This is a genomic window from Microbacterium sp. NPDC056052, assembly GCF_042266785.1.
Taxonomy (GTDB): domain Bacteria; phylum Actinomycetota; class Actinomycetes; order Actinomycetales; family Microbacteriaceae; genus Microbacterium.
In genome coordinates this window covers 186,729-200,071 of the sequence record NZ_JBHJWV010000004.1, presented here as the reverse complement: position 1 = coordinate 200,071, position 13,343 = coordinate 186,729, and the positions used below count along the sequence as shown (strand labels likewise).

13 protein-coding genes are annotated in these 13,343 nt (G+C 68.6%); 2 read left to right on the top strand and 11 right to left on the bottom strand.

All coding sequences use genetic code 11. The features are described from left to right. Positions 1-14 precede the first annotated feature (14 nt). From ACFC1J_RS09905 to rpsF, 7 genes are all read right to left on the bottom strand, one after another. Entirely contained in the window at positions 15-1,619 is a 1,605-nt protein-coding gene (locus ACFC1J_RS09905; RefSeq protein WP_375904852.1) for a tripartite tricarboxylate transporter permease, read from the bottom strand. Continuing rightward, positions 1,619-2,185 carry a tripartite tricarboxylate transporter TctB family protein gene (locus ACFC1J_RS09900; protein ID WP_375904850.1) on the bottom strand — a complete coding sequence of 189 codons (567 nt, stop codon included), beginning with the start codon at positions 2,183-2,185 and terminating at the stop codon, positions 1,619-1,621. The genes ACFC1J_RS09905 and ACFC1J_RS09900 overlap by 1 nt, the downstream gene beginning before the upstream one ends. 84 nt (positions 2,186-2,269) lie before the next feature. Further along, positions 2,270-3,286, bottom strand: a complete 1,017-nt coding sequence (locus ACFC1J_RS09895; protein WP_375904847.1) for a Bug family tripartite tricarboxylate transporter substrate binding protein — start codon at positions 3,284-3,286, stop codon at positions 2,270-2,272. Between the two features lie 232 nt (positions 3,287-3,518). Beyond that, complete coding sequence (gene rplI, locus ACFC1J_RS09890; RefSeq protein WP_292717746.1) at positions 3,519-3,971, bottom strand: 50S ribosomal protein L9; 453 nt, start codon at positions 3,969-3,971, stop codon at positions 3,519-3,521. A gap of 11 nt (positions 3,972-3,982) precedes the next feature. Further along, positions 3,983-4,237 carry a 30S ribosomal protein S18 gene (gene rpsR, locus ACFC1J_RS09885; RefSeq protein WP_040168021.1) on the bottom strand — a complete coding sequence of 85 codons (255 nt, stop codon included), beginning with the start codon at positions 4,235-4,237 and terminating at the stop codon, positions 3,983-3,985. A gap of 71 nt (positions 4,238-4,308) precedes the next feature. Beyond that, positions 4,309-4,830, bottom strand: a complete 522-nt coding sequence (locus ACFC1J_RS09880) for a single-stranded DNA-binding protein (RefSeq protein ID WP_375904843.1) — start codon at positions 4,828-4,830, stop codon at positions 4,309-4,311. A 5-nt stretch (positions 4,831-4,835) separates the two neighbouring features. After that, on the bottom strand, positions 4,836-5,201 hold the full coding sequence (gene rpsF / locus ACFC1J_RS09875) for a 30S ribosomal protein S6 (RefSeq protein ID WP_292717734.1): 366 nt from the start codon (positions 5,199-5,201) through the stop codon (positions 4,836-4,838). 175 nt (positions 5,202-5,376) lie between these two features. Here rpsF and ACFC1J_RS09870 point away from each other — a divergent pair, with 175 nt between their 5' ends. Next, positions 5,377-6,342: a hypothetical protein gene (locus ACFC1J_RS09870; RefSeq protein WP_375904840.1), complete on the top strand. Its 966-nt coding sequence runs from the start codon at positions 5,377-5,379 to the stop codon at positions 6,340-6,342. A gap of 52 nt (positions 6,343-6,394) precedes the next feature. Continuing rightward, the gene (locus tag ACFC1J_RS09865) at positions 6,395-7,573 is read left to right on the top strand and encodes a hypothetical protein (protein ID WP_375904837.1); all 1,179 of its coding nucleotides are present in this window, start codon (positions 6,395-6,397) and stop codon (positions 7,571-7,573) included. A gap of 130 nt (positions 7,574-7,703) precedes the next feature. Here ACFC1J_RS09865 and ACFC1J_RS09860 read toward each other — a convergent pair whose 3' ends face one another. The 4 genes from ACFC1J_RS09860 to ACFC1J_RS09845 form a co-directional block, all read right to left on the bottom strand. After that, entirely contained in the window at positions 7,704-9,419 is a 1,716-nt protein-coding gene (locus ACFC1J_RS09860) for a dipeptide ABC transporter ATP-binding protein (RefSeq protein ID WP_375904834.1), read from the bottom strand. Continuing rightward, positions 9,416-10,429: an ABC transporter permease gene (locus ACFC1J_RS09855; RefSeq protein WP_375904831.1), complete on the bottom strand. Its 1,014-nt coding sequence runs from the start codon at positions 10,427-10,429 to the stop codon at positions 9,416-9,418. The genes ACFC1J_RS09860 and ACFC1J_RS09855 overlap by 4 nt, the downstream gene beginning before the upstream one ends. 1 nt (position 10,430) lies before the next feature. Next, on the bottom strand, positions 10,431-11,507 hold the full coding sequence (locus ACFC1J_RS09850; protein ID WP_375904828.1) for an ABC transporter permease: 1,077 nt from the start codon (positions 11,505-11,507) through the stop codon (positions 10,431-10,433). Positions 11,508-11,619: 112 nt separating this feature from the next. Continuing rightward, complete coding sequence (locus ACFC1J_RS09845; protein ID WP_375904826.1) at positions 11,620-13,254, bottom strand: ABC transporter substrate-binding protein; 1,635 nt, start codon at positions 13,252-13,254, stop codon at positions 11,620-11,622. Between the last annotated feature and the right edge of the window lie 89 nt (positions 13,255-13,343).

The window sequence follows — 13,343 nt, the reverse complement described above, 5'->3', positions numbered from 1 at the left end:
GCCCTCCGCGATGCTCACGCCTGATCGCTCTGCGTGCGCGCCGCCTCCTGCTCTGGCGCGGTGTCGCCGGCCGGCTCGGGCGCCTCGATCGTGGGGGTCAGTGTGGTGGGCAGACCGCCCACCTCGACGAGCACGTCGCGCTTCGAGGGCCGGCGGCGCAGCGCGAAGGTGAGGACGAAGACCAGGGCGAGCGTGCCGTAGATCACCCAGGTGAACGGGGTCGAGATCAGCGTCGCGGGATCGCCCCCGGCGATGTCGAGCGCGCGCCGGAACTGCACCTCGGCGATCGGGCCGAGGATCGCCCCGACGATGAGCGGCGAGACGGGGTATCCGAAGCGGCGCATGACGTATCCGAGCACCCCGAGCACGAGGAGCAGGCCCACGTCGAAGGTGGATCCGCCGGCGGCATAGGCCCCCAGCACGGCGAAGGTCGCGATGCCGGCGAACAGGTACGGCTTCGGGATCTTCAGCAGCTTGACCCACAGGCCCACGAGCGGGAGGTTGAGCAGCAGCAGGATCGCGTTGGCGACCACGAGGCTCGCGATGAGGCTCCACACCAGCGGCCCGTTGGTCTCCAGCAGCTGGGGTCCGGTCTGGATGCCGTACTGCTGGAAGGCGACGAGGATCACCGCGGCGGTCGCGGAGGTCGGGATGCCGAGCGTGAGCAGCGGCACCATGGTGCCGGCGGCGTTGGCGTTGTTCGCCGCCTCCGGCCCCGCCACGCCCTCGATCGCGCCGTGGCCGAACTCCTGCGGACGCCGGGACAGCCTGCGCTCCAACGTGTAGGACAGGAACGTGGGGATCTCGGATCCTCCGGCGGGGATGACGCCCAGGGGGAAGCCGATCGCTGTGCCGCGCAGCCAGGGCTTCCACGAGCGCCGCCAGTCCTCGCGGTTCATCCATCGCCCGGCGAACGGCATGACCTTGAAGATCAGGGTCGACTGGTGCGCCACGACGTAGAACAGCTCGCCGATCGCAAAGAGCGCGACGATCAGGACGACGGTGTCGATGCCGTCGAGCAGCGGAAGCAGGCCGAACGTGAGGCGCTGCTGCCCGCTCTGGAAGTCGATCCCGACGAGCGAGATCGCGAGTCCCACCGCCATCGAGATGAGCCCGCGCAGCGGGGAGCTGCCGACCAGCGCGCTCACGGTGAGGAAGGCGACCACCATGAGGGCGAGATAGTCCTGTGGGCCGAGCTGCACCGCGATGTCCACGATCCATGGCGCGAAGAACGCGACCAGCATCGTCGCGATCGTGCCCGCGACGAAGGATCCGATCGCCGCGGTCGCGAGGGCCGTCGCCCCCCTTCCCATGCGCGCCATCCTGTTGCCGTCGATCGCCGTGATGACGGATCCGGATTCGCCGGGGGTCTTCAGCAGGATCGCGGTCGTCGAACCGCCGTACATCGCCCCGTAGTAGATGCCGGCGAACATGATGAACGCGGCGGACGGGTCGACCGAGTAGGTGAGCGGCAGCAGCAGGGCGATCGTGAGCGCGGGACCGATCCCCGGCAGCACGCCCACGAGCGTCCCCACGATCGTGCCGATCAGTGCGAACAGCAGGTTCTGCGGCTGGAACGCCAGCTCGAACCCGTGCATGAGTCCTTCGAGGCCTGGCATCAGATCATCCCTTCCAGGAAGCCCGCGGGCAGATCGATCGAGAGCAGTTTCGTGAAGGAGAAGAAGATCACGCACGCGGTCGCGAGAGCGATCACGAAGGCCAACAGGTACCGGCGGGATCCCATCGCGAGCGAGATCAGGAAGAACATCACGGTGGTCGCGGGGATGAAGCCGAGCGGCTCCACCGTGAACAGGAAGAACAGCAGGCCGGCGGCCGCGATGCCGAGCGCGACCCCGTGCGTGCGGGTGACGTCGACGTCGCCCTCGGCCTGTTCCGGCTCACCGCGCCGGCCGCGAGCGAGCTGGACGGCCAGCACCACCGCGAGCAGGAGCAGCAGGCTCCCCACCACGATCGGCATGAAGCCGGCGCCGATTCCGGAGGCGGAGGTCGACTGGCGCTGGCCGAGGCCGTCGAGGAGGACGATCCCGCCCAGGACGAACACCGCCCCGGCCACGGCCCATTCGCCGAGCCCCCTCGTCGATGCCGGACCGGGTCCTTCCCCGTGGCCCTCGGGCTGCGGATCCTCGTGCGTGGCGGTTCCCTGATGCGAAGAGAGGTCGCTCATCGGATGCTCCTTCATGCGGCTTGATACGGCGCAGGCACGACGGCTCGCGGAGGAGGACGATCCCCTCCTCCGCGAGCGACGGTGCTACTTCGCGAGACCGAGGTCCTTGAGGACGCTCTGCACCCGGGTGTTCTCGGTCTTCAGCCAGTCGGCGAACTCGTCGCCGGCGATGTAGTTGTCGAGCCACTCGTTCTTCTGCAGCTCCGCCTTCCACGCATCGCCGGCGTGCATCTTCTCGATCGCGGCCAGGTACTGGGTCCGCAGCGTGGCGTCGATCCCTCCCGGCGCCATGATCGAGCGCCAGTTGGCGAACTCGAGCTTCGGATCGATCTCCCCGGCCGCCTGGGCGAACGTGAGGGAGCCGTCGTTCTTCAGCGACGACACGAGCAGGCCGGTCAGCTCGCCGCTCTCGATCTGCGCCGCGAACTCGCCCGTGCCGGCGATGCCCGCCTGCACCTTGCCGCCGAGCAGCGCGGTGGTGGCCTCGCCGCCGCCGGAGTAGGGCACGTAGTTGACGTCGGAGGGCTTCACTCCGTAGTGCTGCGCGAGCAGGCCGATGAAGAGGTGGTCGGCGGATCCGGCGGATCCGCCCGCGATCGCGACGGACTTGGGATCCTTCTTGATCGCCGCGAAGAGATCGTCGGCGTTCGCGTACGGCGACCCCTTGGGGACGACGATCGCCTCGTGCTCTCCGACGAGGCGCGCGATCGGGGTGAGGTCGTCGAGGGACACCGCGGTGCCGTTCGTCACGACGCCGCTCATCATCGCCAGCCCCGACATGATCAGGAGGTCCTTCTGGCCCTTCTTGGGCGCGACCTGGGCGAGGGCGACGGTGCCCGAGGCGCCCGGCACGTTGTTGACGGTCACGGTCTTCGCCAGCTCATCCGTCTGCAGCGCGCCCTGGGTCGCGCGAGCAGTCTGGTCCCATCCGCTGCCCGGCGCGGCCGGTGCAATGAGCTCGAGGCGGGTGAGCGGTACGAACGCCGTGGTGCCGGAGTCGGCGGAGGCGGTCTTGTCGGCCTGAGGGGAGCTGCACGCCGTCAGGGCGAGGAGCAGAACCGTCCCCACCGCCGCGGCCCTGGCGAATGTCGAGATCTTCACGGACGATGCCTTTCATGTCACCGGCACCATCGCCGGTGTGCGGAGCCGGCGACGCTGCCGGACCCGATGAATGTACTGAGGCGTCTCCCGTGAAACCGGTTGTGGTCATTAAGAAAAGCCACGACCTCGCCGCGGCTCCCCAGGAGAGGCGGATCCCGGGTACGCGAAAGGGGCCGCCTCCCGAAGGAGACGGCCCCTGACAGAGTGTCGGCGCTTACAGCGTCGCCATGAACTACTTGGCGGCGACGACCTGCAGCGTGATCACGGCGGTCACGTCGTCGTGCAGACGAACCGTGGCCTCGTGCTCGCCGACCGACTTGATCGGCGTGGTGATGTGCACCTTGCGCTTGTCGATCGCACCGATGCCCGCAGCCTCGACGGCAGCGGCGACATCGGCGGTCTTGACCGAGCCGAACAGACGGCCCTCGGCGCCGGCCTTGACGGCCAGGCGGACCTTGGCGGCCTCGAGCGCGTTCTTCAGCGCCACGGCGTCGTCACGGTCGTGGATCGCGCGCGCCTGACGGGCGGCACGGATCTGCTCGACCTGCTTCTCGCCACCGCGCGACCACGCGACGGCGAAACCCTGCGGCACGAGGTAGTTGCGGGCGTACCCGTTCTTGACCTCGACCACGTCACCGGCGCTACCGAGCCCGGCGACCTCATTCGTGAGAATCAGCTTTGCCATGTCGGTACCCCTTAGCGGCCAGCGCCGGCGTAGGGCAGGAGAGCCATCTCGCGCGCGTTCTTGATCGCCTTGGCGATCAGACGCTGCTCCTGCACGGAAACACCGGTGATGCGACGGGCGCGGATCTTGCCGCGCTCCGAGATGAACTTGCGGAGGGTCGCGACGTCCTTGTAGTCGATGACACCCACGCGGATGGACTTCGCGGGAGCGGCGTTCTTCGCGCCCTTCCGCGGCTTGCGGCGGTCGCCGCTCGACTTTCCAGCCATGAGTCTTCCTTACGAGAAATGGTTTTCGGATCCGTCAGGATCCGGAATCTTGTTGTGTCCGGAGACGACGCTCAGAAAGGCGTGTCGTCGCCGAACGAGCCGGGAGTGCTCCACGCATCGGCGCTCGAGGAACCGGACGACCCGGGGGTCGACCACGGCTCTTCCGAGACCTGCTGCTGCGGACGTCCGCCGCCCTGGCCGCCCTGGAAGTTCCCGCCGCCGCCGTTCGAGGCGGCACGGGTGACCTGGGCGGTCGCGTAGCGGAGCGAGGGGCCGATCTCGTCGACCTCCAGCTCGATCGCCGTGCGGTTCTGGCCTTCGCGGTCCTGGTAGGAGCGCTGACGCAGGCGTCCGGATGCGATGACCCGCATGCCCTTCGTCAGCGAACCGGCCACGTGCTCGGCGAACTCGCGCCACACGGACGCACGGAGGAACAGCGCATCGCCGTCCTTCCACTCGTTCGCCTGGCGGTCGAAGGTGCGCGGCGTCGAAGCGATGGTGAAGTTCGCCACCGGCAGCCCGTTCTGCGTGTAACGCAGCTCGGGGTCGGCGGTGAGGTTTCCCACCACGGTGATGACGGTCTCGCCGGCCATGATCCTTAGACCTTCGCGGCCTTGGGCTTGCGAGCGGCCTTCTCCTCGGCCCGCTTGGCCTCGGCGGCGACCATCGCCTGCGCCTCTTCAGCGCGCAGCACCTTGGTGCGGAACACGAGCTCGCTGAGGTTCAGCTGACGGTCGAGTTCGTTGGTGGCATCGCTGGTCGCGGTGAAGTTCACGACGACGTAGATGCCCTCGGTCTTCTTGTTGATCTCGTAGGCGAAACGGCGCTTGCCCCAGATGTCGACCTTGTCAATCGAGCCACCATCGTTGGTGATGACCTTCAGGAACTTGTCGAGGTTGGGGGCAACCTGGCGCTCGTCCAGCTCGGGGGTCAGAATGACCATGAGCTCGTACTGGTGCGTCACTTACCCACCTCCTTCGGACTAGAACGGCTTCCGGGACTTTCCCGGAAGCAGGAGGGTGTGTAGCACGTGCCGGGGCATGATTCACCCAGGCAACCTGAACAGCTTAGCGGATCCGGCTGGGTGCGCCGAATCGGAGCCCTCTCCGCCCGGCGATCGGGCCGGGTAACCTGGCCGCATGCGCTGGGAGAACGACGTCGAGGTCGGCCGCTGGATCCGCGAACGCCTGGATCCCGGCTTCGAGACCATGCACGGTGTCGTCCCACGGGGGTTCGAGGCGTATGCGCGGATCTTCCATCCCGCCTGGGTGCGGAGCGTGTCCGGCGGCGGCGTGCCGACGAACGACGAGCTGCGGGCGATGCCGGAGGACGAGGAGGCGCGGATCCTGTCGGGGCTCCGCGACGAGCAGGCCACCTGGGCGGATGCGGCCGCGGCGTTCGGCACCGTGCTGCATCCGCTCGCGCAGTGGAACCGGATCGTGCGGACGCCCGAGGGCGAGGACTGGCGTCACCGCCGCGCTCCGGACGGCCGGGAGTTCCACGCGCCGATCGAGGGCGACCTGCCGCCCGGCATTCTGGCGTCCGTCGCCGAGCACCTGGTGGCGCACACGACCACACCCGACGACGGCGTCGCAGGCGTCTGGGAGGGGTGGGGCGGTCTGCTGGGCGGCTTCGGCTCGACCGGCCGCGCTTTCCTCACCTTCACCGGCGATCCGGAGGAGGCGCACGCGGCCATGCTCGCAGAGAGCATCCACGACCCGTTCAACAATCCGTATCAGAAGGCGGTGTGGCAGGACGGGGTCCTCTCCCGCGAGATCTCCGAGGGCGCCCGCCTCCAGCTCCCCCAGCGCAACCACGTGCTCTTCGCCGCACCGCCGCGCACGTTCGCGGATCCGGACTGGGTGGCCTTCGTCCCGTGGAGCGACAAGACCGCCGAGGGCTTCCCTCCCGGCGCGCTGCATCCGAACCTGATCTGGCCGGCCGACCGCGCCTGGATCCTGGTCAGCGAGATCGACTTCGACTCCACGATCGTGGCCGGATCCGCCGCGCTCGTCTCGGCCCTGTGCGCGGACGAGCGGCTCGAGGCCCGGCCGATCCCCGAGGGCGCGAACCTGCAATGGGACGCCGACGAGGTCAACCGCTGAACCTCCGGGGCGGCCGGGGGCGGACGGGCGCCGTCGGGTTTAGCGTGGACGCGTGACTGTCCCGACCAACCGGCCTGCGGGCTCGAATCCTTTCGATGCCGGACCGCTCACCGCGCCGATCGACCGCGCCGCGCTGGCGGCGTTCGCCCGCTCGGCACCCGCCGGAGGTTCGGGGATGAGCGCCTCCCAGATCATCGCCCTGGTCTTCGGCGGCATCGTCGTCGTCTTCATCCTCGGCGTTGCGGGGACCGTCTTCGGCGCGATGATCAGTACCTCACTGGGCGTCGGAGTCGGCGCGATCGTGACGCCCCTGCTGATCCTCGTCGTGGTGGCCGGCGTCGCTCTGGGAGTGGTGTTCTGGCTGCGGAGCCGGAGGATCCGGGCCTATCGCCTCGCCATGTTCGCCGCCGCCAACGGGATGAGCTACCTGTCCGAGCTCTCCGACCCGCAGCTGCCCGGCATGATCTTCGGCCTCGGCCATGGCCGGCGCTCGTCCGACCTGGTGCGCGGCACGTCTCCGCGCTTCGTGGAGTTCGCGAACTACCGGTACACGACCGGATCCGGGAAGAACGCCGAGACGCACGCATGGGGCTACATCGCGATCAAGCTCGACGTGCCACTGCCGAACATCGTGCTCGACTCGCTCGCGAACAACGGCTTCCTGGGTTCGAACCTGCCCGCCTCCTACAGCGGCCACCAGCGCCTGTCGCTCGAGGGCGACTTCGATCAGTACTTCGCGCTGTACTGCCCCGAAGGCTACGAGCGCGACGCGCTCTACCTGTTCACGCCCGACATCATGGCGCGGTTCATGGACAACGCGGCGACCTTCGACGTCGAGGTCGTCGATGACTGGCTCTTCCTGTACGCCCAGCGCCAGGACGTGTCGACGCTCGAACCGGATGCCTGGGCGCGTGCCTTCGCCACCGTGGGGGCCGTGATCGACAAGCTCGCGCAGTGGGCCCGCTGGCGGGACGAGCGCCTGCGCTCGGCGACCCCGGCCGAGTCCGGCACCCCTCAGGTCACGGTCGCAGCGTCGCCGGCATCGGCCCCCGCCCTCTTCGCCGGGCCGGTCGCGCCGACGCCCGGCGATCCCGGCCAGCCGTGGTCTCCCCCGCCCGGCGTCGCTCCCGGCGGGCGCCGGCTCAAGCGCGCCTTCCCCTGGGTGTCGGTACTGGTGTTCGCCGGCGTCGGGATCTCGTGGCTGGTGTTCCGCATGATGCTCGGGCACTGACCCGTCGCCCCCTCTGGGGTGTTGAGCGAGCCGAAGGCGAGACGAAACACGGCATCTTCACGAAAGCACCGCGTTTCGTCTCAGTCGCGCTGGCGCGCGTCTTCGCTCAACGACCCCGACGTGCGGCCGGTCAGGCCGTGCGCCGCACCGCCTGCCAGAGGGCGCGACGCTCGGCCTGCTCCACCGGATCCGGCACCGGAAGGGCCGCGAGCAGCTCCCTGGTGTAGGAGTTCGACGGATCGTTCAGCACCTGTGCGGTCGTGCCCTGCTCCTGGATCCGGCCGTGCTGCAGCACGATGATGCGGTCGGAGACGGCGTCGATCACGGCGAGGTCGTGGCTGATGAACAACGACGCGAAGCCGAGCTCGGCCTGCAGCTGCACGAACAGGTCGAGCACCTTCGCCTGCACCGAGACGTCGAGCGCGCTCGTGGGCTCGTCCGCGATGAGCAGCTTCGGATCCAGGGCCAGGGCGCGTGCGAGCGAGGCGCGCTGACGCTGTCCGCCGGAGAGCTCGTGCGGGAAGCGGTCGCCGAAATTCGTCGGCAGCCGCACCGCGTCGAGCAGCTCGTCCACGCGGGCGCGGGCGGCGGCGACGCTCGACGCCTTCCCGTGCACCACGAGCGGCTCGGCGATGCACTCGGCGATCGAGAGCAGCGGGTTGAAGCTCGTCGCCGGATCCTGGAACACGAACCCGATCTCGGGGCGGAGCGGGGTGAGCTGGCGCTGCTTGACGCCGTTCATCTCCTGGCCGAGCACGCGCAGCGATCCGCCGACGACCGTGGTGAGGCCGACGACGGCGCGGCCGATCGTGGTCTTCCCGGATCCGGATTCGCCGACCAGACCTACGACCTCGCCCGGACCGACATAGAAGTCGACGCCCTTGACCGCGACGACGCCGCGTCCGAACCGACCCGGGTAGCCGATCTCGCACGCACGCGCCACGATGAGGCTGCCTTCCGGCGCCGAGCCGGCGGTGCCCGCCGGGGTCGAGACCGGCTGCAGAGCCGACTTGCCCTGGCCGACGTGCGGCACGGCCGCGAGCAGCTCCCTGGTGTACTCCTGCTGCGGGTTCGCGAAGAGGTCCCGCACCGGGGCCTGCTCCACGATGTCTCCGCGCAGCATCACGACGACACGGTCGGCGAGGTCGGCGACCACGCCCATGTTGTGCGTGATGAGCACGATCGTCGCGCCGAACTCGTCGCGGCAGGCGCGCAGCAGCTCGAGGATCTCCGCCTGGACCGTGACGTCGAGGGCGGTCGTCGGCTCGTCGGCGATGATGAGCCCGGCGTTCAGCACGAGGGCCATCGCGATCACGATGCGCTGCTTCTGCCCGCCGGAGAACTGGTGCGGGAACTCGTCGACGCGCTTGTCCGGATCCGGGATCCCCACCTTGCGGAGGATCTCGATCGCCTTGGCCCTCGCCTCCTTCTTGGAGAGCCGGCCGTCGTGATGCGCGCGCAGTCCCTCGGCGATCTGCCAGCCCACGGTGTAGACGGGGTTCAGCGCCGTGGACGGCTCCTGGAACACCATCGCCGCGTCGCGCCCGCGCATCGCGCGCAGCTTCGCGGCAGACGCGTGCACGACGTCGGTCTCACCGCCGCGGCCGCGCACGATGACCGCACCCGACATGGTCGCGGTCTCCGGCAGCAGGCCGAGCAGGGCGTTGGCGGTGACGGTCTTGCCGGATCCGGACTCGCCGACGATCGCGAGCACCTCGCCCGCGTGCGCCTGGATGTCGATGCCCTTGACCGCGTCGACCGGGTCGCCGTCGGTAGCGAAGCGCACCTTGAGGCCGCGGATGTCGGCCACATCGGGCAGCCCGGTGTTCATGGTCGTGCCGGTCATGCCGCACCTCCCGCGCGACGGCGGGTGCGCAGTCGCGGATCGCTCAGGTCGTTCAGGCTCTCGCCGACGAGGGTGATGCCGAGCACCACCAGCACGATCGCGAGGCCGGGGAAGATGGACGTCCACCAGATGCCGCTGGTGACGTCCGCGATGGCGCGGTTCAGGTCGTAACCCCACTCCGCGGCCGAGGTCGCCTCGATGCCGAAGCCGAGGAAGCCGAGCCCGGCGAGGGTCAGCAGCGCCTCTGAGGCGTTCAGCGTGATCACGACCGGCAGCGAGCGCGTCGAGTTGCGCAGCACGTGACGGGTCAGGATCCGTCCGGTCGGAACCCCGATGACCTTCGCCGACTCGACGAACGGCTCGGCCCTCACGCGCACCACCTCGGCGCGGATCACGCGGAAGTACTGCGGCACGAACACCACGGTGATCGACAGGGCCGTGGCCATGATGCCCGACCACAGGTTCGACTGGCCGTGGCTGATCACGATCGACATGACGATCGCGAGCAGCAGCGAGGGGAACGCGTAGATCGCGTCGGCGATCACGACGAGCGTGCGGTCCAGCCAGCCGCCGAAGTACCCGGACACCAGGCCGAGCGCGATGCCGATGAAGATCGAGCAGGCGATCGCCGCGAGGATCACGAGCAGGGCGGTCTGGGATCCCCAGATCACGCGCGAGAAGACGTCGAACCCGCTCACGGTGGTGCCGAGGATGTTGGTGGCGCTCGGCGGCTGCTGCGTGCCGAACTTCACCCCGTTGACGGACTGCTGCGCCCATGAGTACGGGGCGATGAGCGGAGCCAGGATCGCGACCAGCACGAAGACACCGGTGATGACGAGGCCGGTGATGAGCATGCCGCGCTGCAGACCGACGCTCTGGCGCAGCTGCGAGACCACGGGGAGTCGCTCGCTCCAGCGGCGCTTGTGGGGCGTCTGCGCGGCGAGCGCCTCGGTCTTCGGGGTCGGCAGGTCCCGGTCGATCACGGGTTCGGGCGTGTTGTCGACGGTCATCTCAGTACCTCACCCGCGGGTCGATCATGGCGGCGACGATGTCGACGATGAAGTTCGTGACGGCGACGATCAGGGCGATCATGACGACGATGCCCTGCACGGCCACGAAGTCGCGGGCCTTCAGGTATTCGCTCAGCATGAACCCGATGCCCTTCCACTCGAAGGTCGTCTCGGTGAGGATGGCGCCCGCGAGCAGCAGCGCGATCTGCAGGCCCATGACCGTGATGATCGGGATGAGAGCCGGGCGGAACGCGTGCTTGGTGACGAGGCGGTACTCGCTCACACCGCGGGAGCGTCCGGAGGTGACGTACTGCTGGCCGAGCGTGCCGATCACGTTCGTGCGGATGAGCCGCAGGAAGATGCCGGCGGTCAGCAGGCCGAGCGCGACGGCGGGCAGGATCGCGTGCCACAGCACGTCGAGGATCGCCGAGCCGTTTCCGAGGCGGATCGCGTCGAGCAGGTAGATGCCGGTGGGGGTGCTGACACCGCTCATCAGCAGCTCCGTCTGGGTGCTCGCGCGCCCGGAGACCGGCATCCAGCCGAGCCACACCGAGAAGACGAGCTTCAGCAGCAGGCCGACGAAGAAGATCGGCGTGGCGTAGGCGAGGATCGCCATGATGCGCAGCGACGCGTCCTGCCACTTGTCGCGGCGGTGCGCGGCGACGAGGCCGAGCGGGATCGAGACCGCGAACGCGACGATGAGCGCGTAGATCGCGAGCTCGAGCGTGGCGGATCCGTAGGTCAGCAGCACCGTGGTGACCTTCTGGCCGTCCGTGATGGTGGTGCCGAAGTCGCCGTGCAGGATGTTGCCGAGGTATTCGAAGTACTGGATCAGGACCGGGCGGTCGTAGCCGGCCTCGTGCACGCGCTGCGCGAGCTGGTCGGCGGGAAGGCGGCCGCCGAGGGCCGCGGTGATGGGGTCGCCGGTGACCCGCATCAGGAAGAAGACCAGGGTGATCAGGATGAGGACGGTGGGGATGATCAGCACGAGGCGGATCAGGATGTAGCGCCACAGTCCTCCTCCGGAGGACTTGGGGCGCGTCGCCACGGGATCTGCGGCGAGGACATCAACGGCCATGGAGAACCTTCGTGAGGAGGAGAGGGAATGACGGTCCCCGAGCCCGTCGAAGGGCCCCGGAACGAGGACGGGGCACCGTCGCGAGTGCGGCGGTGCCCCGTCTGAGGGTGCGCTACTTCGTCAGCGGCGCGTAGCGGAACTTGAACGAGGCGTCGAGCGTGGTGCCGTTGACACCCGCGCCCACGACCGCGACCTGCTTGCCCTGCAGCAGCGGCAGGGTGGACAGGTCCTTCGCGACCATGTCCTGCACCTGCGCGAGGTCGGCCATGCGCTTGTCCTTGTCGGTCTCGGTCTGCGACTTCACGATGAGGTCGTTGACCGCGGTGTTGTCGTAGTGGTTGCCGAGGAAGTTCTTCGTGAGGAAGAACGGCGACAGGTAGTTGTCGGCGTCGGAGTAGTCCGGGAACCAGCCGAGCTGGTACGCCGGGTACACGTCGGCCGTGCGGTCCTTCGAGTACTGCGTCCACTCGGTGCTCTGCAGGTTCACGGCGAACAGGCCGCCCTCCTCGAGCTGAGCCTTGATCGCGGCGTACTCGTCACCCGAGGACGGGCCGTAGTGGTCGCCGTTGTACTGCAGGTTCAGGGTGACCGGAGTGGTGACGCCCGCGTCGGCGAGGACCTTCTTCGCCTTGTCGAGCGAGGGACCGCCGTTGCCGTCGCCGTACATCGACTTCAGCGGCTGGGTCGCGCCGGCCATGCCGTCGGCGACGAAGGAGTACAGCGGGCTGTAGGTGTCCTTGTAGACGTCCTTCGCGATCGCCGCGCGGTCGACCAGGTCGGCTGCCGCCTGGCGCACGGCCTGGGACTTGGCCGGGTCGGCCTCGGGAGTGGTGGCGCCGTAGGGCATGGTGTTGAAGTTGAACACGATGTAGCGGATCTCGCCACCGGGGCCCTCGACGAGCTTGACCTTCTTGTTCTTGCTCAGGTCTTCGGTGTCGGTGGCCGACAGGCTGCGGAAGGCCACGTCGATGTCGCCGTTGCCGACCGCGAGCTTCAGGTTCGAGGCGTCCGCGTAGTACTTGACGTTGACCTGGCTGTTGGCGGCCTTGCCGAGCTCGCCCTGGTAGCCCGCGTAGGGCTTGTAGGAGATGAGCTGGTTCTTCTTGTAGTCGGTGATCTCGTACTGACCAGCGAAGGCCTTGCCCTTGACGATGGTGTCGTCATCGGTGACCTTGTCGGCCGAGAAGACCTTCTCGTCCACGATGGGAGCCGCGGGGCTCGACAGGATGAGCGGCCAGATCTGGTCGTTGCCGTTCTTCAGCGTGAAGACGACCGTGGTCGCGTCCGGCGCCTCGGTGCGGTCGAGGTTCCCGAGGAGCGAAGCCGGGCCGTTGGGGTCGTTGATCTTCACCATGCGGTCGAAGGAGAACTTGACGGACGCCGAGGTGAGCGGGTCGCCGTTCGCGAACTTCAGGTCCTTCTTGAGCTTCACCGTGTACTCGGTCGGCGAGGTGAACTCCGCCGACTCGGCGATGTCGGGGGTGACCTCCGCCGTGCCGTACTTGCTGTTCATGAGGAACGGGTAGATCTGGTTCATCACCGCGAACGAACCGTTGTCGTACGATCCGGCCGGGTCGAGGAACGTGACCTTGTCGGTCGTGCCGACGGTGATCGTGCTGCCGGAGGATCCCCCGGTCGAACCCCCGCCGCCCGTGCTGCTCGTCGCGCAGCCCGCGAGAACGAGGGCCGTGGCGCCGAGCGCGCCGATGGCGAGGCCGAGACGGCCTCGAGTGCTGTGGAATGACATATACACCTCTGTATCGGTTCCGTGACCGCGCTTCAACGCGGCCGCAACATCCATGGCCGTCAGGGTTCACGGCGCACGGGACACCCGAT

What these genes read in the sequence shown, in the direction of transcription:
- ACFC1J_RS09905 (WP_375904852.1), bottom strand. Translation starts at nt 1,619, where the DNA reads ATGCCAGGCCTCGAAGGACTCATGCACGGGTTCGAGCTGGCGTTCCAG.
- ACFC1J_RS09845 (WP_375904826.1), bottom strand. Translation starts at nt 13,254, where the DNA reads ATGTCATTCCACAGCACTCGAGGCCGTCTCGGCCTCGCCATCGGCGCG.
- ACFC1J_RS09900 (WP_375904850.1), bottom strand. Translation starts at nt 2,185, where the DNA reads ATGAGCGACCTCTCTTCGCATCAGGGAACCGCCACGCACGAGGATCCG.
- rplI (WP_292717746.1), bottom strand. Translation starts at nt 3,971, where the DNA reads ATGGCAAAGCTGATTCTCACGAATGAGGTCGCCGGGCTCGGTAGCGCC.
- ACFC1J_RS09870 (WP_375904840.1), top strand. Translation starts at nt 5,377, where the DNA reads ATGCGCTGGGAGAACGACGTCGAGGTCGGCCGCTGGATCCGCGAACGC.
- ACFC1J_RS09855 (WP_375904831.1), bottom strand. Translation starts at nt 10,429, where the DNA reads ATGACCGTCGACAACACGCCCGAACCCGTGATCGACCGGGACCTGCCG.
- ACFC1J_RS09850 (WP_375904828.1), bottom strand. Translation starts at nt 11,507, where the DNA reads ATGGCCGTTGATGTCCTCGCCGCAGATCCCGTGGCGACGCGCCCCAAG.
- rpsR (WP_040168021.1), bottom strand. Translation starts at nt 4,237, where the DNA reads ATGGCTGGAAAGTCGAGCGGCGACCGCCGCAAGCCGCGGAAGGGCGCG.
- ACFC1J_RS09880 (WP_375904843.1), bottom strand. Translation starts at nt 4,830, where the DNA reads ATGGCCGGCGAGACCGTCATCACCGTGGTGGGAAACCTCACCGCCGAC.
- ACFC1J_RS09860 (WP_375904834.1), bottom strand. Translation starts at nt 9,419, where the DNA reads ATGACCGGCACGACCATGAACACCGGGCTGCCCGATGTGGCCGACATC.